Annotated in this window: 13 protein-coding genes; 10 read left to right on the top strand and 3 right to left on the bottom strand. The window is 49.9% G+C overall.

What is annotated here, in order from left to right; genetic code table 11:
* Positions 1-307 precede the first annotated feature (307 nt).
* The 8 genes from ACSV5M_RS15970 to ACSV5M_RS15935 all read left to right on the top strand — a co-directional run bounded on the left by ACSV5M_RS15970 (position 308) and on the right by ACSV5M_RS15935 (position 10,229).
* Positions 308-1,987: a ribulokinase gene (locus ACSV5M_RS15970; protein ID WP_439177314.1), complete on the top strand. Its 1,680-nt coding sequence runs from the start codon at positions 308-310 to the stop codon at positions 1,985-1,987.
* The gene (locus tag ACSV5M_RS15965; protein ID WP_439177312.1) at positions 1,984-2,679 is read left to right on the top strand and encodes an L-ribulose-5-phosphate 4-epimerase; all 696 of its coding nucleotides are present in this window, start codon (positions 1,984-1,986) and stop codon (positions 2,677-2,679) included. The genes ACSV5M_RS15970 and ACSV5M_RS15965 overlap by 4 nt, the downstream gene beginning before the upstream one ends.
* Before the next feature lie 81 nt (positions 2,680-2,760).
* Positions 2,761-4,263, top strand: coding sequence for an L-arabinose isomerase (gene araA, locus ACSV5M_RS15960; protein WP_439177311.1), 1,503 nt, complete (start codon positions 2,761-2,763; stop codon positions 4,261-4,263).
* 519 nt (positions 4,264-4,782) lie between these two features.
* Complete coding sequence (locus tag ACSV5M_RS15955; protein WP_439177309.1) at positions 4,783-5,382, top strand: beta-phosphoglucomutase family hydrolase; 600 nt, start codon at positions 4,783-4,785, stop codon at positions 5,380-5,382.
* A 146-nt stretch (positions 5,383-5,528) separates the two neighbouring features.
* Positions 5,529-6,923 (top strand): MFS transporter, encoded by a 1,395-nt coding sequence (locus tag ACSV5M_RS15950; RefSeq protein WP_439177307.1) that lies wholly within the window; start codon positions 5,529-5,531, stop codon positions 6,921-6,923.
* A 13-nt stretch (positions 6,924-6,936) separates the two neighbouring features.
* Positions 6,937-7,914 carry a glycoside hydrolase family 43 protein gene (locus ACSV5M_RS15945; protein WP_439177305.1) on the top strand — a complete coding sequence of 326 codons (978 nt, stop codon included), beginning with the start codon at positions 6,937-6,939 and terminating at the stop codon, positions 7,912-7,914.
* 224 nt (positions 7,915-8,138) lie between these two features.
* Positions 8,139-9,677 carry a methyl-accepting chemotaxis protein gene (locus tag ACSV5M_RS15940; RefSeq protein WP_439177304.1) on the top strand — a complete coding sequence of 513 codons (1,539 nt, stop codon included), beginning with the start codon at positions 8,139-8,141 and terminating at the stop codon, positions 9,675-9,677.
* A 255-nt stretch (positions 9,678-9,932) separates the two neighbouring features.
* Positions 9,933-10,229 carry a hypothetical protein gene (locus tag ACSV5M_RS15935; RefSeq protein WP_439177303.1) on the top strand — a complete coding sequence of 99 codons (297 nt, stop codon included), beginning with the start codon at positions 9,933-9,935 and terminating at the stop codon, positions 10,227-10,229.
* A gap of 281 nt (positions 10,230-10,510) precedes the next feature.
* Here ACSV5M_RS15935 and ACSV5M_RS15930 read toward each other — a convergent pair whose 3' ends face one another.
* The 3 genes from ACSV5M_RS15930 to ACSV5M_RS15920 form a co-directional block, all read right to left on the bottom strand.
* Positions 10,511-12,142 carry a sodium:solute symporter gene (locus tag ACSV5M_RS15930; RefSeq protein ID WP_439177301.1) on the bottom strand — a complete coding sequence of 544 codons (1,632 nt, stop codon included), beginning with the start codon at positions 12,140-12,142 and terminating at the stop codon, positions 10,511-10,513.
* Between the two features lie 166 nt (positions 12,143-12,308).
* A complete protein-coding gene (locus tag ACSV5M_RS15925) occupies positions 12,309-15,128 on the bottom strand; it encodes a TonB-dependent receptor (protein WP_439177299.1) in 2,820 nt (939 codons plus the stop codon).
* Between the two features lie 124 nt (positions 15,129-15,252).
* A complete protein-coding gene (locus ACSV5M_RS15920) occupies positions 15,253-18,672 on the bottom strand; it encodes a LamG-like jellyroll fold domain-containing protein (RefSeq protein ID WP_439177298.1) in 3,420 nt (1,139 codons plus the stop codon).
* 382 nt (positions 18,673-19,054) lie between these two features.
* Between ACSV5M_RS15920 and ACSV5M_RS15915 the strand changes: the two genes are divergently transcribed.
* Both ACSV5M_RS15915 and ACSV5M_RS15910 read left to right on the top strand, forming a co-directional pair.
* Positions 19,055-20,401, top strand: coding sequence for a serine hydrolase domain-containing protein (locus tag ACSV5M_RS15915; RefSeq protein ID WP_439177296.1), 1,347 nt, complete (start codon positions 19,055-19,057; stop codon positions 20,399-20,401).
* 609 nt (positions 20,402-21,010) lie between these two features.
* Positions 21,011-23,683, top strand: a complete 2,673-nt coding sequence (locus tag ACSV5M_RS15910) for a TonB-dependent receptor (protein WP_439177295.1) — start codon at positions 21,011-21,013, stop codon at positions 23,681-23,683.
* Positions 23,684-23,690: the final 7 nt, after the last annotated feature.

The following is a 23,690-nucleotide window of genomic DNA, read 5'->3' as shown; positions in this document are numbered from 1 at the left end:
TAACAAATTGGCAGGATCGACAATTTGCACAGCGAAGCTGCCCGCAGGGTGAGCCACAGGGATGTGGCGAATGAATCGTCCCTGTAGCTCCCTCAATTCATCCATGAATTGAGGGTTTCGAAATCCATCCTCTAATGCCAGGCTCGTAAAGGGTAATTAACTAGAGGTATATTTGACTATTTCTATCGGGAACAGCCCGGATCCCATTGACAAATGCCGCTTTTTTTGAATAATATTATCATACAATATAGATAAATCGCTGAGGCCTTCGGTTCCTTTCGGCTCAGCCTATCCAACAAGGTGATATATGACGTCTTATGCCCTGGGCCTGGATTACGGCTCGGATTCGGTTAGAGCCCTGTTAGTCGATGCTCACACAGGTGCGGAAGTGGCCACCAACGTGGTGTATTACCCGCGTTGGAAGAAGGGTTTGTATTGCGTACCGGCGAAAGATCAGTTCCGGCAGCATCCACTGGATTATCTCGAAAGTCTGGAAGCGGTTGTGCGGGGTTTATGGGCCAAGGCGCCCGCCGGTGCGGCGACGCAGGTGGTGGGCATCAGTTTTGATACCACGGGTTCAACGCCGGTGGCGGTGGATGCGGAGGGTGTTGCGCTGGCGCTGAAGCCTGAATTTGCCGACAACCCCAACGCGATGTTTGTGTTGTGGAAAGATCACACCGCTATCAGAGAAGCGCAGGAAATTACCGCTGCGGCCAATAAGGCGCCGGTGAATTATTTGAAGTACGAAGGCGGTATTTATTCGTCCGAATGGTTTTGGGCGAAGGCGTTGCATGTGTTGCGCGAAGACGCAGCGGTGCGCGCGGCGACTTATTATTGGGTTGAGCATTGCGACTGGATGTCGGCGGTGCTGACCGACACCACTCATCCGACCAGGCTGCGCATGGGCCGTTGCGCGACAGGCCACAAAGTGATGTGGCATGAAAGCTGGGGCGGTTATCCGCCCAACGAATTTTTTGTGGGCATTGATCCCTTGCTGGATGGCCTGCGTGACCGTTTGCCGAAAGAGACATTTGCTTCCGATCAGGCGGTCGGTCCACTCACCGCAGCTTGGGCCGACAAGTTGGGTTTACCGACGGGTATTCCGGTCGGTTTCAGCGCGTTTGATTGCCATATGGGTGCCGTAGCGGCGAACGTAAAACCGGGGGTGCTGACCAAGATTATGGGCACCTCGACATGCGACATTACTGTCGCGAGTTATGCAGATATCGGCGAAAAATGTATTCGCGGTATCTGCGGCCAAGTGGACGGTTCGGTAATGCCGGGCATGGTGGGGCTTGAAGCGGGACAGTCCGCGTTCGGCGATTTGTATGCCTGGTTCCGCAACGTATTGATGTGGCCGGCGATCAATGTGCTGCAACAGTCCACCGCTGTGGACGATACAACCAAAGCCACGCTGATTCAGGATCTCGAAGACAACACGCTGCGTATGCTTGGCGATGCCGCCAGCAAAATCCCTGCGGGTGAAACCGGCATTACCGCTCTGGATTGGGTAAACGGCCGTCGCACACCGGATGCTGACCAGACCCTATCCATGGCCATTACCGGTTTAAAGATGGGCAGCCAGGCGCCGCATATCTTTCGTGCATTGGTAGAAGCAACGGCGTTCGGTGCGCGCGCCATTATCGAGCGGTTTAAATCAGAAGGCGTGGCGATTGATTCCGTCGTGGTGATCGGCGGTATCTCCAAGAAATCCGATTTTGTTATGCAAGTGTGCGCCGATGTGTGGAACTGTCCTATCGATGTGCTGGAGAGCGAGCAAAGTTGTGCGTTGGGTGCGGCGATTTTTGCCGCGACTGTGGGTGGTGTGTATCCCGATGTGGCCAGCGCGCAAAAAGCTATGGCATCGCCAGTGTGCAAAACCTACCAACCGGATGCCGCGAACGCAAAAATTTACGCAAGCCTGTATCAAAAATACCAGCAGCTCGGTGCATTTGTGAGCGGGAATGCGTCAGGAGATGCGTCATGAGTTATCAAGAATTAAAACGTGCTACCTACGAAGCCAATATGGAATTACAGCAACGCAATCTGGTGGTGTACACCTGGGGTAATGTCTCGCAGATCGATCGCGACAAAGGCGTGATTGCGATCAAACCCAGTGGCGTGGCTTACGAAAAATTAACCGTGGATGACATGGTGGTTGTCGATCTGGACAACAACATTGTTGAAGGCAAGTTGCGTCCGTCGTCCGACACCAAAACCCATACACATTTGTATCGCCATTTTGACACCATTGGGGGTGTTACCCACACCCACTCAACTTATGCCACCGCCTGGGCGCAAACCCAACAAGGTATTCCCTGTTACGGCACGACCCATGCGGATTACGCCTACGGTGAAATTCCGTGCACGGCGGTGATGAGCGATGAGCAAATTAAGCGCGATTACGAAGAAGAAACCGGTGTACAAATTACCGATTGTTTCAAAGAGCGCAGCCCGGTGGAGGTGCCGATGGTGATCGTCGCGGGGCACGCGCCATTTACCTGGGGCAAGAACGCGGCGGAAGCGGTTTACCACGCGGTTATTCTGGAAGAGATTGCGCGCATGGCGTATCTCACCAAAACCCTGGACCAACAAGTCGCGCCGTTAAAGCAGGGCATTGTCGATAAACATTACCTGCGCAAGCACGGCAAGAATGCTTACTACGGCCAATCGAAATAAAGATTTACGCAATTGGTCTGCCCGCGTGCAGACGACGTAACAAACTGACAAAACACCAACGTTATTTTTGAGGAATCAGTAATGAAGATTTACGGCGATAAAGAAGTGTGGCTGGTCACCGGTTCCCAACACCTGTACGGCCCCGGCGTGCTGAAGCAAGTGGCTGAAAACAGCCAAAAGATTGCCGAGTCATTGACTGCCTCGGACAAGATTTCAATCAAGATCGTCGCGCAGGACACGGTTAAATCTCCCGGCGAGATTCTGTCGGTGTGCCAGCGCGCCAACAGCAATGAAAACTGTGTGGGCCTGATCCTGTGGATGCACACCTTTTCTCCGGCGAAGATGTGGATTTCCGGATTGAAAGCGCTCAACAAACCCTACATGCATTTGCACACGCAGTTTAATGCCGAGCTGCCGTTTGCTGAGATCAACATGCACTTTATGAACCTGAACCAGAGCGCCCACGGCGACCGCGAGTTCGGTCACGTCAGCACGCGTTTGCGTCAGGACCGCAAAGTGGTGGTGGGTCACTGGTCAACTGATTCGGTACAAAAACAAATCGACAGCTGGTGCCGCGTTGCCATGGGCTGGCACGAAAGCCACAACCTTAAAGTGGCGCGCTTCGGCGACAACATGCGGCAAGTGGCTGTGACTGACGGAGATAAAGTCTCCGCACAAATTCAGTTTGGTTACGAAGTGCATGCTTACGGTTTGGGCGATTTACAAAAAGTGGTCGATGCGGTAACCGATGAGGAAGTGGCCAACCAAATCGATGTTTATCGTGCAGAGTACGATGTGTCGCCCGCGGTGTTTGATGATGAACATCAATTCCAGATGCTGAAAAACGAAGCACGTCTGGAATTGGGTATGCTGAAATTTTTAACTGAAGGCGGCTTTGGTGCATTCACCAACTGCTTCGAGAATTTAACCGGCTTGACCAACTTGCCTGGCCTGGCCACACAACGTTTGATGGCCGCCGGTTTTGGTTACGGTGGTGAAGGCGATTGGAAAACCGCCGCCATGGTGCGCATCGCAAAAGTGATGTCCAAAGGTCGCGCAGGTGGCTCTTCGTTTATGGAGGATTACACCTATCACTTCGGCGCACCGGATCAGGTATTGGGCGCGCATATGTTGGAAGTTTGTCCGTCTATTGCCGCGGAAAAACCGAAACTGGAAGTGCATCTGCACACCATCGGTTGTCGCAATGACATCGCACGCCTGATCTTCACCGGCAAACCCGGCCCGGCCTTGTGTATTTCGGTGATCGACCTGGGTACCCGCTTCCGCATGATTATCAACGAAGTGGATACTGTAAACCCACCGCAAGAATTGCCCAACCTGCCTGTGGCAAAAGCCTTATGGGAACCGCGCCCGAATCTGGAAGTTGCCGCAGCCGCATGGATCCACGCGGGCGGTGCACATCACAGTGCGTACACCCAGGGTATTACGGCGGATGAAGCGGTTGATCTGGCGGAGATGGCGGGTATCGAGGCGATTGTAATTGGCGCGGATACGACTGTGCGTAATTTGAAAACCGAATTGCGTCATAACGCTGCGTTTTACCATTTGAGTCAGGGTGTTTGATTGATGTGATGGGCGATTGGGTGACGGTGGGTGAGACACGCCGTAAACCCATCCGTGGGGGCTCAGCAGCGACGTCCTGTCGCTGATGGTCTCACCCACCGTCACCCAATCACCCCGGCAAGTTTTTCGTAGCCCCACAAAAAAGTGAAACCCCTATAAACCCGTAGGTCGGATTAGCCGCACAGCGGCGTAATCCGACGCGATGCCTAAAATTGACAAAAAATTCATTGTTGTGCACGGATTAAATTTCACATAAAGCAATTGAAATCTCTTGAATCTTGTTAAGAGCTTCGAGAACTCTGCTTTTAAAGAACCAAAATCCCTGCGAAAAACTTGCAGGTGGTATCGGGTACCTTCAGGCGGGACCATCAGCGACAGGACGTCGCTGCTGAGCCTACAGGGAAGTATTCACGGCGTGTCTCGCCTGAAGGTACCCGATACCACTTAACACCAAAAAAATTTGGGCCAACTCCACCCCCTATGCTCTAATCGCTGCTTTTACCCAGCGAGAAAAAATATATGTACGACCACTTTGACGCACTGATTTTCGACATGGACGGCACCCTGGTAGATAGCGGGCAGTTACACGAAGTTGCCTGGACCGAAACCCTTACCCGTTTCGCCATCCCCATCGACCGCCCCTATATGCGCTCACTCGCCGGTGTTCCCACCAAAGGCACGCTGGAATTGTTGATTGAAAAATTCAACTGCGACGTCAGCGCTACCACAATTGAGATGAATGAATTTAAAGAAGCCTTTGTGCGCGAACACATGCACAAATATGTAAAGCCAACGGCCTTGTTGGACATCGTAAAAAAATACCACGGCAAAAAGCCGATGGCAGTGGGGACCGGTGCTTACACGGCGGAAGCAGAAACTATTTTAAAATTGTGCGGGCTTGATCAATACATTGATGTGGTTGTCGGTGCGGATCAAGTGAGTCATCCCAAGCCAGCACCGGATACATTTTTGCGTTGTGCTGAGTTATTAAATGCAGATCCGAAGCGCTGTGTGGTGTTTGAGGATGCGCAAATGGGCTTGCTGGCGGCACGTAACGCCGGGATGGAGGCCATTGATGTTTTGGCCGTTTTACAAATAGAAAACGATTATTTCCTGTAACGGAATTGACATGCCTGCGGAAACGCAGGCGCGCTAACTGCACCAAGGCCGGTTTTTATTGCCCGATAATCAACCTGGAGATCTCTGCAAACCCACACGATGGGTTTCAGAAATAGCCTGATAGCCATAATAAGGTAACAATAATAATGCAAACACAAAAATTATCGATCACCGAGAAAATCGGTTTTGGTGCAGGCGATATGGCCGTGAATGTCATGATCGCGGCGATGTTTTATTTCATGCAATATTTCTATACGGATATCTTTGGGTTAAAGCCTGTTCATGTCGGGACCTTATTTTTGGCTGCGCGGTTCATCGACGCACTCAGCGATCCGCTGATGGGTTTGATTACCGACAAATACAAATCGCGCCTCGGTCGTTTCCGTCCCTATTTTTTATACCTCGCCATTCCTTATGGTTTCGCGGTCTTTCTGCTATTTACAACACCGGATTTTTCCTACAACGCCAAGCTGGTATGGGCTTACGTCACGTACCTGTTTGCGACCTTGATGTTTACCGGTGTAGCGATTCCTTATATTTCCTACATCGGGGTATTAACCTCTGACCCGCAAGAGCGGTTGTCGGCCAATGGTTACCGGATGTTTTTTGCCAAGATTGCCAACGTCGTTATTGTTGCGTCTGTACCGCCTTTGGCGTTGATGTGGGGCGGTGATAATCCGGCCAAAGGCTATCAGCTCGCCATGGGCCTTATGTCCTTTGTCGGTGTGCTGTTGTTGCTGTTCTGCTTCTTTACCACCCGCGAACGGGTTGAGCACGTCGTGGATAAAAAACCGCTGGGCGAGCAACTTAAGTTGCTCCTGAAGAATGATCAATGGCTGGTGTTGTGCGCTTGTTGTGTCTTGGGCACTCTGGGTTATGCGTTGCGTGGCAGCGTCGCGTTTTACTATGCGATTTATTATCTCGGTGGCGATGAATCCCTCGCCGCGAGTTTTACCAGTGCGGGTATTGCAGCATCCATCGTATCTATGGTGGCGTCTACCTGGATTACCAAAAGCTTCTGCAAGGTCAATTTGTTCCGCTGGTCGCAACTGCTGGTGGCGTTGCTGAGTGTGGTGATGTTCTTTGCTGTCTCGCCGGGCGACATTGTGTTGGCATTTGCTTTATATATCTTGTTGTCGTTTGTCGTGGACCTGCATGCACCGATTTTCTGGTCCGCCATTGCAGAAGCGGTTGACTATGGCGAGGTAAAAAATGGCAAGCGGGTGTCCGGTTTGGCCTTTGGTGGTATTTCTTTCTGCCAAAAAGCGGGGGCCGGTCTCGCGGGTTTTCTAACGGGTGTGCTGTTAACCTATTTCGGTTATCAGGCGGGCGAAGCCCAAACTGAATTCGCTTTGACTGGCATCGCTTTAATGTTGACGGTTATTGCGGGTGGCTTTCATGCGCTGATGGGGCTGGTGATGTTCAAATACCGTATCACCGATAATTATTATCACCAGATGCTTGCGCAAAAGCCGCCGCATGAAAAGTCCGCTGGCGACGCCAATACGACCGTCGCGAGCGGCGAATCTGCACCCATTTAAATCCTCTTGGAGAATGAACGTGAGCCAGGTATTAACACCACTGATCGAACAACGTGCCGACCCTTTCATCTACAAACACACGGACGGTTTTTATTATTTCACCGCATCGGTGCCCGCCTATGACCGCATTGAATTGCGTCGGGCAAAAACCATTGCGGAACTGGCCACGGCGAAAACAGTGGACGTCTGGCACAAGCCGGACACCGGCCCGTACAGCGAATTGATCTGGGCACCGGAGATTCATTTCAATAAAGACCCGCAATCCGGTGAATCTGCCTGGTACGTTTATTTTGCGGCAGCGCCAAGCCGAGAGATTAAAGACAAGCTCTTCCAGCACCGTATGTACGCCATTCGCAATAGCGCGGCTAATCCGCTGGAGGGTGAATGGGAATTTATGGGGCAGGTGGATAGCGGCATCGACACCTTCTGTCTTGACGCCACCACCTTTACTCACAAAGGCGTGCTCTATTATTTATGGGCCCAAAAAGACAACGCCATCGAGGGCAACTCCAATCTTTATATTGCCCCCATGAAGACACCCTGGCAGTTGGCGGCGGCGCCGGTGATGCTGAGCAAGCCGGAATTCGACTGGGAGATTCGCGGCTTTTGGGTCAATGAAGGGCCATCGGTGGTTAAGCGCGGTGGGCGTATCTTTATCAGTTATTCCGCCAGCGCCACCGATGAAAACTATGCGATGGGCTTATTGTGGGCAGATGAAAATACCGACGTGCTGGACCCGGCCAGTTGGCACAAATCGCCAGAGCCGGTGCTAAAGACTTGCTATGAATACGGCATCTACGGCCCGGGCCACAACAGCTTTACGCTGGGTGAAGATGGCCAGACAGTGATGCTGGTGTATCACGCGCGCACCTATACCGAAATCGAGGGTGATCCCTTGTGGAACCCGGACCGCCATACCTTTGTAAAACCCTTGCGCTGGGATGCCGAGGGGATGCCGGTGTTCGGTCGCCCTTCCGTTGTCGAAGATTGAAAAGCGGCAAACCCTGCCGCTTTTTTACCCGCTGTTATTCCTTAAAAATCAAGCGCTTCGCTCAAACAGGGTGGGGCGTTATATCAACCTTTCTTAACGCATGATTGACGAAAAATACGCCAAAAAGTGCGTGCAATTTCACATTCCTCTGCTAACCTAATCAAACCTGTAAGGTATTTGTGGGGGAGCTGTTTGTTCACCCACGGGATAAAAATGAGGCTCGCGTGAATAATTTATCGCTCAAGTGGAAGATCTTATTAAGCGTAACGCTCACCTGCGTGGCAGCGGTGATCGTTACGACCGTGGTGACGGTTCGGTCCGGTCTGGCCACGACCGAGGAAACGATTGTCAACGATACCCGCACCCTTGCGCAGGTGCTCGGCGAGTCCAGCATCGGCGCCATGACCTTTGATGACAGCATGACCGTAACAGCCTCATTGGGTGCCTTGCGGGTCAGCCCGCGCGTGCTGAGCGCGGTGATTTACAACGGCAATAAACCCTTCGCCTGGTACGCAAAAGGTTCGGGTGCAAAAGAATTACCAGCCGGTATGCCCTCAACCCCCGGTGCTGTTGAAGTGGTTTACCAAGGCAAAGTTGTCATGATTACCGAAGCCATTGAATCCGAAGGCTCGCGCGTTGGCACCATCAGCTTGCGTGTGGATATGTCCGAGGTGGATCAGATTGTTACCGAAGCACTGACCTACGCATTGCTGGTGATTGTGATCATCAGTGTTATCGCAGCATCACTCGCTTACGCGGTGCAATTAAGTATTGTTAAACCGGTGAATAACGTTGTGCGCGCGCTACGCGATATTTCTGAAGGTGAGGGCGACCTGACCCGTCGTTTACCAGTCACCGGCACTGACGAAATTTCCGAATTGGCGCAGTGTTTCAATACCTTTGTCGAGCGCCTGCACACGATCATCGCCAGCGTGGCGGAAACCGCTCAGGAAGTCAGTGGTAATGCGGCTGTGTTGTCCAGTCTTTCGCGCGAAAACGAACGCGAAATCAAAACCCAGCAATCGGAAATCCAACAGATTGTGGTGGCCGTGAAAGAAATGGCCAGCGTGGTACAAAACGTGACGGTCAGCGTGACCGAAACCGCCGACAAATCCATGCAGGCTGACGGTGCAGCGTCATCCGGTAAGACCATCGTGACCAACACCATGGGTCAGATTAAAAACCTGTCGGAAGAAATCAAAACCGCTGCCGAAGTGATTGATCGTCTGCGCAAGGAAACCGTCAGTATCGGTTCTGTGCTGGATGTGATTCGCGGTGTTGCCGAACAAACCAATTTACTCGCCTTAAACGCCGCCATTGAAGCCGCACGTGCCGGTGAGCAGGGGCGCGGCTTTGCCGTAGTAGCAGATGAAGTACGTACCCTGGCATCGCGCACGCAAAGTTCCACCACGGAAATTCGCGAGATGATTGAGCGCTTGCAGTCCGGTTCCCACGAAGCGGTGGAGATGATGTCAGCCGGTACTGCACAGGCCAATTCCTCAGTGCAACAAGCCAGCGAAGCCAGTAGCTCCCTCGAACATATTACCGAGATTGTCAGCGTCATTCGTGACCGGACTAACCAGATTGCCGCTGCGTCCGAGCAGCAAAGTGCTGCCACGCGGCAAATAGAACACAATATAGATCGGATCTCTTCCGTAGCGACCAATACTGCCGAAAGTTCAGTGAGGATTACCTCCAACACTGAACACCTGGCCGATATGGCCGCGCGGATGGCCGAGCTTGTGGGTCGTTTCAAAATTTAGATTATTGTTGAAATCTACCGGAGATATTTTTCAATAATGACCTGATGCACGGTTGACGATTTGCGCGAGCAGATTCTCAACCGTGCGTTGTTTGAAACGATTTTTTTAAGTGAATCGAATGGGAAAAAAACCGCGAATTTAAAGAACGGGATGAAACCAAAAAGGACCGAACCAGCAGGGAGTGATATGAAACCGCGATTCAGTGTCCAACCCTTGTCATAACGCAGTCTATTGACCATTATGAGATTAACCATCATGAAGAAAACATTACTTGCTATTTCAATCTGCTGTGCATCTTTGTTTGCGCTTCCTACCCTGGCATGTAATAAGCCTGCGGCCAAACCGGAAATTCCCGACGCGGAAACCGTGGTTACCGCGCAAATGGTGAAAGCCAACAACGAAGTGAAAGCGTATGTAAAAGCGTATGAAGATTATTTAGCTTGCGCCAAGCTCTCCCGCGGAGAAGAAAAGCAAGAACTGGATGGTCTGAAACAATTTGCTGAAGATTTCAACGTTGTCGTTCGCGCGTTTAAAGCCAGAAGTAATGGCTAAGTTATGCTGATACTGCGCGGCTGCGATTACGCCAGCCTGACGCTAAAAAATAACATTGCATTTTCGTATCCCCCAAAGCACTGCCGGCCCCCGGCGGTGCTTTGTTTTTTGATCCGACGAAAAAACGCTGGCAAAGCATTATATTTGATATATAATAATACAAATGAACAACGCCGTTCATGAGCCTCCGTTTTATCGTCGGTATATTTGGTAGCTTTCCTTATCATCTACCTGATACCACTTGCAGCTCGCCCGGGATTTACCCGCGCGAGCTTTTTTATTTACCAAAAGCGGATATAAATGGCCGCAGTAATACCGAGGATGATGAGTGTGTGGATGATGTCCCACTTATCGATGCCCGCCCGGATTTCCGCGCGTTGCGCAGCGCTGATTGACGAATAGGTGAGGCCCGCTAATTGCTCATCGCTGGCGCGTGGCGTGAACATACTGGTGAGGATCACAATCGCTACAATCACGATAAACAGCGCGGAGCAGTAATACAGCCAGTTCATCGCTACCAGGCTGTAAAGTACACCATCCGGTGAAAGCTGATCTTTGAAGATGGTTAATATCAAGCGCGCCATGCCGAGCACAAACCCGGCGACCAACCCGACAAAACCGGCGGCGGGCGTAATGCGTTTGGAAAAGACACCCAACAAAAAAACAGCGGCAATACCCGGTGCAATCAAGGCCTGCACCAATTGCAAATATTCATACAACACACCGGATACCATTTGCATTACCGGTATCCACACAATGCCGAGCACAACCACCACGATGGTGGCGATGCGCCCCACTTGTAGCAATTTTGCTTCGCTCGCGGCGGGTTTATATTTTTTGTAGAAGTCGATGGTGAATAACGTCGCCGAGGAATTAAACAGCGAGGCAAGAGAGCTCATCAGCGCCGCGAGCAAGCCGGCGATGACAATGCCTTTAATACCCGAGGGTAATAATTCCGTTACCAGCACTGCAAATGCCTGATCGGCACTGTCCACCTGGATTTTTCCCTGGGCATTCAGGGCAAATGCAATCATGCCGGGAAACAAAAAGATAAACACCGGCAACAATTTTAAATAACCTGCAAAGAGTGTTCCGCGTCGCGCCGCCTGAATACCCTTGGCTGACAGCACGCGCTGTACGATGTATTGGTCCGTACACCAATACCAGAAGCCGATAATAATGGAACCGAAGATCACGCCGGGCCAGGGAAAGTTTGGATCGTTCGCCGGTCGGATCAAATGCATTTGATCGCCGTTGATGCGCTCAAGCTCGGCCAAACCGCCCACCATATCGAGGCCGACGTAAAGGATCACCAGCGAGCCCAGAATCAATACCGGTGTTTGAATGACCGACGTCCATAAAATGGCTTTCATACCACCCAGCACAGTGTAAATACCGGTAACCAACACCAAGCCCAAGGCAGCAATCCAGAAAAAATCGATGCCGAATACGCTGTCGATACCCAGCACGGTTTTTAACACCACACCACCGGCATAGACGGTGACGGAGACTTTGGTTAACACGTAACTGATTAACGAAATAATGGAGAGAAAAGTTCGCGAACGCGTGGAATAACGCCGCTCCAGAAATTCCGGCATCGTATAAATCTTGCTGCTCCAATAAAACGGCGCAAAGATCCAGCCGAGCAGGATAATAATCCACGACTGCAACTCCCAATGCGCCATCGCCATTCCCGACTGCATCCCGGCACCGGATAAACCGACCAGGTGTTCCGAGCCGATATTGGATGCAAAGATCGATGAACCAATCACCAACCAACCGGCATTACGACCCGCGAGAAAATAATCTGTAGTATTTTCCTCCTTTTGTCGTAGTGACCAGATAACGATGCCGAGCAGGAGAATGAAAAAACCGGTGAGGACATACCAGTCCAGGGGGCTGAATTGGATCATGAGGGCTCCTTTTGTTATTTGTTTTATGTTCTTATATCAATATAAATTGTGAATGACGAGTAATATTTCTTGCGAATCTCTAACGAATAAAACCCCACTTTGTGCAAGTGAGGTTTTGTGTGGTTACGAGCCTCCAAACGGAGGCTATTGACATGCCTTTTCTCAACTACATGGAATACCGAATCCCCAGTGCGTAGGTTTTGGAATAAATTCCATTGCCAAAGTTGAACAGGTTTTGATTTCCCTCGCCGTAGTAGCTCTGGTACACATCGTCCAGCAGGTTAGTTGCATCAAAGGTGACCATGATACTGTCCGTTACGTCGTAACTCAGCTGGAAGTCCAGGCTCTGTTCGGGACGATTCCAGAACTGAATTGGATTGGCGAAAATGGCCGCTTCGTTGCCGGTGTAAAACTCTTCGCGCCACACGTAAGACAAACGCGCATCGAATGTATTTCTGTCATACGCCAGAACGATGCTGTAAGAAGAGTCGGAAACGCCACTCATCTTCGATTCAATGTAACCGTTGCGGCTGCCATCTTCGTTAAATACCGGTGTCTGTTGTGACGAATCCAGCAATGTGAAGCTTGCCTGAACGCCCAGGCCGTCCAGTGTTTCGGGCAAGTTATTTGGGAAATAAACCAGGCCAACTTCGAGACCTGACAGTTCCCCTTCACCGGCGTTGATGGGTGCGTTTAAAACGTAAGGTCTCGTAACACCATCAGTACCTGTTCGAACAATTGTGCTATATCCCGGAAGTATCATACCCTCTAATTCACGTTTAAATACCGCCCCGTAGAGGGAGCTGCCTTCGGCGAAGTACCATTCTAGTGAAAGGTCATAATTCGCAGATTCCGTAGGTTGTAAATTGGGATTCCCGCCAGTGCCGGTTCCGTAAGGTACAGTCGTTAAAGGGTCAGTCCAGTAGCGTTGTGCATTCAGCGAGTTAAACTCGGGCATGCGCAATGTCTGTGTATAAGCCAACCTACCAACGAGGTCTGCAGTAATATCCCAGTTCAGGACCAGGCTTGGCAGAAACTTGTCGGTCTCATTGGTGCCTTCGCTGTAATCATAGGTGTTGGATTGAGCTGCTTGCTCCGCCCAAAACTGCATGTCCTGTTCATAAGAAACATAGCGGACACCAAGTTCACCACTGATGCTGTCACCAAGGCGGAATTCACTGGTGACAAAGGCAGCAGCGGAGGTCTCTTCAATATCAAAGGTTTTGTAGACTTCTTCTTTTTCAAGGCCATAGACAGCCCGTACAGCATCCGCGTTGTCGAGCAGATAAGAGCCGTCTGCAGAGATGAAACTATCGAAAACATTAGCGCGACCGGCAAAATAATCTTCAACCGTAAAGATCAACCCGGATCCATCACCGCTAGCGCCTGCTGCTGTCAATTGCTGCATCAACATTGAGACGGTTGTCGCATTGGCAGGGGACGCATCCTGGCCGCGGGTAAATTCTTGCGCACCTCTGTTTTCATAACGCCCGCCCGCCTTGATAGTGTTGATAAAGCTTCCGTCAAGCTCCCACTCAGCGTCAAATGTAAAGGTTGTCGAGTCACCGGTATTACCACCACCATTGTCATAAATGGTGGAGGCATTCCAGTTCGCAACGGCCGCCATATCGGACTCGTCTACTGAAGTCGCCGCGTTGTCCCAGAAAACAATGGAGGGAATACCGTCACGATCATTGTAATCAACGTCCAGGCCGGGTGCTGTTCTGGTAAAACGCATGGCAAAGAAATCGGTGGTGAATTCGCTGTCCTGATAAAGCAGTTCAGAATTGATAGTCAGGCTATCTGTTGGTGTCCATTTGGCTCCCAATGCATAAAGATAACTGTCTGTTTCACCGTAGGAATAATCACCGCTCTGGAAGCCACCATTATTTCGACCTTGGTGTTCTTTTACGACGATAGTGCCTTCATAAACCTCAGGAATGTCGATGTTGCCGTTGCCATGTTCCAGTGTGTTGGAGAACCACATAGCATTTTGTGATGAGTTTCGATAACCGGTATAGAAACCTTCGGCAAGAACTTCCAGGTCTTCATTCGGGGCCCATTGAAAAGAAACGCTGGCCGCAGGACGTTCACGATTACCAGTGAAGGATGTACCAAAGATCGCATCACGCATGAGTAAATAGTCAACGGTCTCTCCTCCGACGCTTAGAGTCGAGCCGGCTGTATGCGGCAAACCATTTTCCAGTCCAGTTTGCCAAATTAAACTATTGTCACCGACCCCCTCCTTCGTGTACCTATTGGGAATCATTTCATAAGGTGAGTAAGCAAAATGTGGATCTTCTGTGAAAAACGGAAAGACCGCGCCGGCCGTCATGGTGTCGTCGCGATAATTCGTCTCTACATACGACAGGTTTAGCAGCGCACCAAACTCACCGGCAGAGGTATCCCATCGATTGCTGAATAGCGCACTGATGTTCGGATCGATTTTATCGGGTTGATCGGAATAAATACCACGCGCAGCTAATACGATTTTTCTGTCAGAGAAATCAAACGGACGGTGAGTTTTAATGTCGATAGAGCCGGCTATGCCTCGCTCTACCTGATCTGCTGAACGGGTTTTGTAAACCATGACGTTCGATAACAAGCTTGCCGGAATATCCTGCAGAGCGACTGCACGGCCCGCACCCGTAAAAATATCTCGACCATTAACGGTGGTGTGTACATCAGTCAATCCGCGTACAGTTACGGTACTAACTTCACCTGAGCCGCGACCAGTAACTTGCACACCGGTAACACGTTGCAAGGCTTCCACAACGTTATTGTCCGGGAATTTACCGATGTCTTCGGCTACGATGGAATCCACAATCTGGATGTTGGAACGTTTAATGTCCAACGCTTTGGACAAACTTCCCCGAATGCCCTGAACAACAATTTCTTCGATAGGTTCATTTGCTTCTTGCGCGATGGCCGACTGTGCCAAAATCGCTGCAAGTATTGCACTGGATAAAGCTTTTTTTGAGTACATGATGTGACTCCGGAACTTTTATTAATATTCGATTGATTGCTCGCGCCTTACACTTGTGAGAGTGCGAGGTAATCATGCTTCTTATAATTGCACGGAAGGAGGGAGCATTGCTCCCTCACCTCATTCAAGGTGCAACAGAAGCCGCCCCTTCTTGATAGAGTGCATTGATTGCTTCAGCGGTAATCGCACCGCTGAAAATCTTCAGTTCGTCAATGGCACCGTTGTAGGGTGTATCCCAATAATTAACACCCAGTGCAAACTCATTAGATTCGCCTGGCACCGTAAATACGCGCGGGAATCCGCTGGTTTCAAGTTCGAGTTGACCATTGATGTAGATCTTCAGCGTGTCTCCATTGTCGCCGTCGACTGTCAATGCAAAGTGGGTCCATTCACCTTCAGGAATGCGATAACCAAGCTCACCATTGTCGAAGAAGGTCCCTTGCGTAGCCCACACACGTGTTCTGTTAGTGCCATTCATTGAAGGCACAACGCTTAGCCAGGAGGAGTTCGATGCGCCGCCAAAAAATGCGGTGGTGTAATTGGTAAAGGCTTCGGGTTTTAACCACAAGGAAACCGAATAGTTATTACTGCTGATCAAGTTGTCCGGCAGTCTTACACCTGATGTGCCATCCAGACTAAGTGCTGAACCTTTCACACCTTCAACGTAATTCACGCTGCCTTCAGGAGTATTGATGAGCGGGCCAGTGATTTCGCCTGCTCCATAGAGTCCCTTGAGTTCGAGCAAATCATTCTCGAAACTGTATTCAGCTGGCGCGAGCGATACCACTGTGACTGCGAAAGTTTTCGTTTCGGTGAACCCTTGATAATTAATGGTTGCCGTTAACGTCACTTCCTGATCGCCCTGTAGTGCAGTGGGTTGGGTAACCACGGCGGTGCCGTTCACAGGCTTCAGGAAGTCTTCGTTGCTCGATGTCCAACTGATTCCGGAAACAAAAGGTCCGACACGGGGCAATTCGAAATTACCGCGAACTGCTGACAAATCGCCTAGCTCCAACGCATCTTTTATGAATGCAGGAAATTGCGCTGGATCGGTCAGGTTATTCATTGCTGCACCGTTGATATCGAGGCTGCTTAGAGCATAGTCATATGCAATGAACTCGTCGATCTGGCCTGCGAATGGCAAATCCCAGCCATAATTGACGCCGAGAGCGAAATGGCCTCCCGTACCATTGAAGAGATCCGGACGTGGCATAGATCCACTTAGAACTCCGTTGATATAAAGTCTCATCGTGCCGTCCGCATAGGTAATTGCAACGTGTTGCCATGTATTTATTGGTGTTGCCGCTGAATGTACGATTTGGTTCCAGTCTTCGAATGTAGTGCCGGCTTCGATATATTTGCTCCATACCAATCCGGTTGATGTGAAGTGGGCAGCGCGGTCGGGAATGTAACTGACCCATTGATCCGGCAGTGTCGTGGACGCAAAAAAAGCTGGCGTATAAGCCGTCAGCGCACTGGCTTTCATCCAGAATGAAACAGTGTATTCGCTCGAATCAATAATGTCGTCTGGCAGTCTTACACCGTTGTTGCCTAGAAAATTGAATGCCTGACCAGCAAAACCTTCAACATAACTGGCAGCCGTTGCATTCAGGTTGAGCAGGTTGTTATCCGTCGTATTCGCTTCGGCAAAATTCCCCAAACGATCACTTAGCGCACCCTCAAAAGCGTAATGCGCAACGGCATTTCTGAACGCAGGGCGTGCTTGCAAATCAACGGTGAAATTTTTGGTAACGCGCTCACCATTCAATTCGATAGTAGCGCTCAACGTGACACTTTGGTCGCCGCGGTCAGGTGTGGGAATAAATACACTGCCATTGTTCCCGATGTAATATTCGTTGCTACTTTCCCAATTAATAGCGGCCCCATTTTTTCCGACTGTGGGCAGGGCATAGCCCTCATCTGCAATCGTCAGCTCTGTTTTCAAATCCAAAGCACTTGAAACTATTGCCAAGGCTTCGCCGGTTGCAGTAAGCGGATCGACGTGGCTGCCCCAGATGGTTTCACCACCAGCAGACATAGCAGAAAAAACAGGAACCAATTTTTGCAGATTATCGTCCCATTGCCACTTGATAACGCCATAGTAAATGCCAGAGGTCAGTTCCAGTTTGATAGCATCACCACTTTGGATTGCCCAGTTTCCAGTTTCTGCACCAGTGACTGTCCGGTCTGCATGTAAAGTCACGTAGGAAGATTGAATCGCAGCGGTATTTACGGCGTTACCCTGATTAATAAATTTGTAAAAGCCGGGTATCTCTGCGACGTCAACAGTGTTATGCCCTTCAAGCGGCACATAGCGCTGTGGTGAAGCCACTAACCAACCCGCTTTGTTAACGAACATTTCATGGGTGCGCACCGCATGCGCTTCGATATTGTTGGGGTAGTCTGTGGATGACGCGGGGAAGCGTGTATGCGTTACAAGAATGTGACGATCAGTTACTGCGTCATAATAGGCGGAGTTATGGCCGGGGGATTGATAACCCCAGGATTCGCTTTCTTCACCCAATGCGGTGGTAAATTCAAAGCCACCCATGAGTTTTCCGCCCACTTCCAGGCCAGGTAGATCTGTAATCTCATTGCCGGCTGGATCGTAGTAAGGACCGTCAGGTGTTTTAGAGCGAGCAATGCGAATATTGTAACCGTCGTTTGCTGCAAAACCGGCTACGGAATAGAACAGGTAGTAGTAGTCAGCAATGGGACTATAAATAACAAAGGCACCTTCGATTGCACGGAAGTCTCCGCCCAGGAGTTTCTTGCCATAACCTTGGCCTTCTTCGGGCATACCGGTGGCTTCATCCATTGCCAGTACAAAAATGCCACCGGAATAAGAGCCGTAGACCATCCACAGATTACCGTCTTTATCGTAGAAAGCCGCAGGGTCAATCACATTAGGATCAACAGCACCGTTCCAGGTGGTCTGCCCGTTATCTAACGGGTAGGAGGTAAATTCTGTAGCTTCACGATAGCCACTACGCAGGAAGATGCCTTTGTCAACATAAGGCCCCTCAATGGAGTCCGCCTCAGCTAAACCGAGGTATGAACGATTCCAGCAACCACCATCGGCTTCTGTCTGTGCGCAGTGGTTGTAGTAAAACCAGTATTTACCGTTGGGAGCCTGAATGACATCAGCAGCCCAGTTGCCGGTATAACCATCAGTCCACTCAATACCTTCAGCGAATTCTGTTGTGTAAGTATTAAATAGTGGACTTTCATCGACCGCCTCATTGCTTGAAAGGACGGAGATGTATTCCCAGTTGATCAAATCGTCTGACTGTGCGGCAGCCAGATGTGAGCCGAAAATATAGTAAGTATCGCCGGCTTTAATTATCGATGGATCATGCACACTGATATCTTGCCAGTCGACCGAGCCCTCACTATTGAGGGGCACGGAGCTTGAAACAACGGGTTTGGAGTAAGTGGGTTCTTCCGATGCAGGAACAGTAGGTTTGGTAGACTCGCCGCCACCACCACAGCCGCCCAAAAGCAGTAAGCCGCTCATAACAAGCGCTAAGTTCGTTAATCTCATGTGGGTGTAACCTCTTATGTTGTTATTACTTATGTTGTTTTAACTTATGGAATGGAGCACCACCGATGACGGACAGGCTGACCTGCTATCGGGTTATGTCTCCCGGTACTACAAACTTGCTGACAGTTATTAAAGTCTTTATATGTCATACAATAATACTAACTGTGCATATTGTCACACAATTTGGTGTCAGTAAAGCTTGAAAACCTTCTTTTGCCAGAGGTTGGCGATAGATTAATAAGATAATATAGAGGGGTTTGGAGGAGATTGGCCGAAAGGGAAAGCTAAAGAACCTACGCTATGAGACGAAGTGAGCAAGCTGGGGGAGATGACCAGAAGTTCCACAGTCCGGATATGAGAAAACTATTAATGGAGAAGAATAATGCTAAAAAATCTTAACCTCTGGTATGTCATGTTGATGATTGTCTGTTCCTCAGGTTGCGGCTTCACAAAGGGAAACCTGAACCCCCCGCAACAATTTGACTACCAAGCCACTCCCCAGGAAATCGGCACAACAACGCAGGCCATCGCGGACATAGATGCTCTACTGCAATCCTTTATCGACGAGAAAAAAGCCAGCAGCATTGCTGCCTTCGCGGCGAAGGACGGCAAGGTGATGTATTACGATGCCTTCGGTTGGAAAGACATTGACAATAAAGTCCCCGCTTCTGTTGATGATTACTATGTGCTTTTTTCCCAAACCAAGGCAATAGTAACGGTGGCGTTTATGACGCTTGTGGATAAAGGCCTGGTGGCGATTGATGATCCAGTGGCGAAATATTTTCCGGAGATTCCGGATGAGGTCATCACCAGGATTAATGATGACGGAAGTTATGAAACACGTCCGGCGATGACGCCGATGACCTTTGCTCACCTGATGTCACATTCATCCGGTCTCGGTGCAGGATTAGCGGGAGATATTCGCCGCGCTGAATTGAAGCGCGATGATCGCCCCTCTGGCTTTTTCGGTGGGCCCATACCGGACATTATCCCGCACGGCCAACATACCGGTGGTGGTGATCTGAATGCGAAATATCTGGAAGAAGAGATGCTGGCGCTGGTGAAATACCCGCTGGGTTTTGATCCGGGTAGTGAGTGGAACTATCACGTCAGCACCAATATGCTCGGCTATCTCGTTGAACGAATTTCCGGGCAACCGCTACGACAGTACGTAAAAGACAATGTGCTTTTGCCGCTGGGAATGAAGGATACCGACTGGTATTACGCGCCGGATGCGCTGGGTCGTTTTGTAAAAGCCTACACGGCGGAAGACGGTAAACTAATCGCTGCATCCAATATGTACAGCCAGGGCGCGGTCAGTTCCCAACAAACTTATGCGGAGGGCGCGATAGGTTTGAACGGCCCCATCGCCGACTACGCAAAATTTTGTCAGATGATGCTCAATAAAGGCTCGTTTAACGGCAAACAAATTCTGAAACCGGAAACGGTTGAATGGATGACGACCATCAACCGATTGCCGGAAAAAAATACCGGCGGCGAAGGCTTTCAGTTTGGGCTTGGGTTTGAGTTATACAACGAGAAGAAAAAGCCGATACCTGACGTGTCCAATTCTGCGTATGCCTGGGGCGGCTTATTCGGGACCGAATACATCATCGACCCGGAGAACGATTTGATCGTTTTGTTTTATCTGAATATGTATAAACGCGATGCCCTTTATCCGGAATTTTTACGTGAGGTGTATCAAGCAGTAGACAAAGTGAACCCGTAAACGATGCATCATTGTACGAAGCGGGTCTGGAAAAACCTGCTCCCTCCCTCATGAAATAACGCAAGGTTTCGTGGCGTGCATCGCCTGCAGATTGTGCAGGCGATGCACTGGTTCCCTTTACTGAACGCGTGTCTTTGAAACTGCTGATTTAATCGCTGCTGACCCAGCTCCATTGGCATGGCCTGACGCCGTAAAAATTGAGCGACTGTCCAAGCTGGCGGCTCCCCGTCCTGCATGGTTGATTCAGGCGGCGCATCCTATTTTATATTATAAAAATATAATAAATCATCGTAATGTGATATATCGCGCAAGATGGAGTGGTCTGAGTAGTGGCTTAGCAGCGTCTGGCGCTCAAGGGTGACCCACCTGGTCATGGAATGTTTATGTTGACAGGCGATGAAAGGAGTTATAGGATTAATTGTCTTATAATATGTCCTAAAAATAACATTTGAGCTGGGATCGCATTTTTATGGCGATTGAGGCGTTCCATGCGCTATTGCCGTAACTGAACACGTTATAAGACAGACACAAACAGAATAGGCTAATAATAATTGCTGTTCCTGCACTCTCACTTGATGGTAGGAAAAGCGCTGTCACAGGGGTTATCTTATGTTCAATAAAAAACTGCTCAGCTTATCGATATCGATGATTATCGGGTTCTCAGCCAGTCACTCTTTTGCGCAAACCAACGATGCGGAAGGTGCTGAAGCTATTGAAGAAATCATCATCAGGGGTGTCCGCAGCAGCGTTAAAAGCTCGCTCGCGATTAAACAAAATGCCGAACAAATTACAGATTCCATCGTTGCAGAAGATATCGGTAAATTGCCCGATAACAGTGTGGCCGCGGCGCTTCAACGCGTAACAGGTGTACAAATTACTCGCTTGAATGGTGAAGCCTCTGGTGTGATGGTGAGAGGCCTGCCCAATGTGGTAACGACGATGAATGGTCGAAACATATTTACTACGACCGGTCGTGGAATTGCCCTGGCTGATATTCCTGCTGATTTGCTTCAGCGGGTGGATGTAAAAAAATCCTCAAGTGCTCAGGATATTGAAGGCGGTATTGCCGGCGTTATTGATGTACGTTTACGCCGACCCTTTGACTTCGATGATGGACTCACTGTTGCGGGTGGTTTGCGCGGTGAGTACAGCGATAAAGCGGATGCAACAGATCCGATTGGCAGTGTGACGGTAAATAACAATTGGAGTACCGGCGCCGGTGAGTTCGGCGCAATGCTCAGCGTGTCTTACCAGGATCGTCAGTTTATGGATCAGGTAAATTTTGTGACAGCACCGGATGCCGTCACGATTACAGATCCTCGCTCCGCGCCATTAAATATTCCGGGTCAACCCTCATTAATTCCACCTGTTGCCGGTGCGTATTATCGTCACGGTGACCGCAACCGCACGTCTACCAACCTGGCTGTACAGTGGAGTCCTAACGAGACGGCGCAATATTACGCCGAAGCATTTTATGTTGGATATGAGCAGGATTCAGAATTGAATTTCTGGGTGCCATTGCCATCCTGGGGTGGGCATGTAGGTTACGTGGGCGAATATAAAGACGGCACCAACGTCGCCCAAACATTTATTCGTGATAATGCACCTGGCACCATCACCAGTAACCAGGCATTCGGTAATAGCTCCGACACCTTGCAGGCTGCAATTGGTGGTGAATGGACGTTTGAAAACTTTACGTTGAAATCTGACCTGGCCTACACCGAGAGCACGGCAGATAATCGTTCATTTATCCTTGACCTCGCGTTCTTTGCACCTCGTATCATCTATGATTTTTCGAAAGACGGCTCAGGAGCGTCCGATGTCATCATCCAGAATGCCGATGGCACACCCTATGATCTGAGTGATGTATCCCAATATGAGTTATGGCAATTCTTTGACCAGCACAGTCGTCAGGAAGGTGAAGATATCTCCTGGTCTACCGACGTAAATTACGAGCTGGCTGATACGGGAATTACGTCGATTGATGCAGGCGTGCGCTTGAGCCAGCGCACGGCATTCAATCAGGCAGCGGATACGGGTGGTCGCGGAAACATATCCGGAGCCCGTGTCCCATTGACTGATTTTCCGGGCATGGAAAGTATGACCCCCAACGATTTGTTGGACAGTGTGGTCAATCTTAATACCTCTCAATGGTTGACTCCTGATCGTGATTATATCTATGACAATCGCATTAATATTCGCACCGCTATGGGATATGGACCGGAAGAACCGGAATATAAGCCGGAATTATTCTTCGACAACGACGAAGATAATTATGCCGCTTATGTGAAAGCAAATTACGCTTTTGATGTAGGATCGATGCCTCTGGATGGTCAGATTGGCGCACGCGTTGTGCAGATGGATTCCACGTTAAGAGGTACGCTCGCGACCTCCGTTGACGGTGTAACTACCTATGAGCAGGTTGCTATTGATACCAGTGATACCGAAGTTCTGCCCAGTGTGAGTGCTCGATTGGCTTTGCGTGATGATTTATTTTTGCGCGCCGCAGCGGGTATGACCGTAACACGCCCGAACTTTGCAGATCTTAATCCCGCAACGGCTTATTTTCAGGCGACCGAAACCGGCTTTGCGCAGGGCACGGGTGGTAACCCTTATCTGAAATCCGTTGAGTCCAAAAATTACGATCTGTCATTGGAGTGGTACTTCAGTGAAACCAGCTCGCTTTCGGCAGCTATCTTTTACCGCGATATCGATGGTTATATCCAGGCTTATGCGGCAGAAGAAGTTAAAGATGGTGTGGAATACTTCATCACGCGGCCACAAAATACCGGTGCCGGCAGCCTGGAAGGTGTGGAGTTAGCCTATACACAATTCTTTGATAACTTGCCCGGGCTTTGGTCAGGATTGGGTGTGCAATTAAATGGCACTTTTATTGATGGTGAAACAGAATCGCCAGAAGGTGAAATGCAGCCGCTGACGAATGTCTCTGATGAATCTTACAATGCTATTTTGCTGTATGAGATAGATCAGCTTTCGGCGCGTTTGGCCTACAACTGGCGCAGTGGCTGGTACGATAGTTTTAACGCTGCTGGCGCTCAGCCGGGCAAGTCTATCGTCAATAAAGATACAGATTCATTGGATCTTTCAATCAATTATGACATCAATGACAATGTGACCATGACGTTAGATGCAACCAATTTACTGGATTCTACCTACCGTAATTATTTTGGTGGTGATTCGTCAGCAGATGCATCCTTGTATCCTCGCGATATTATCGTACGGGATCGCACCGTATCTTTAGGGGTTCGCTTCCGTCTGTGATCGCTAT

This window comes from Cellvibrio sp. ARAG 10.3, from assembly GCF_051846955.1.
In the GTDB taxonomy this organism is placed as follows: domain Bacteria; phylum Pseudomonadota; class Gammaproteobacteria; order Pseudomonadales; family Cellvibrionaceae; genus Cellvibrio.
The sequence above is the reverse complement of the archived record's forward strand: the minus strand, read 5'-3'. Positions and strand labels throughout refer to the sequence as shown.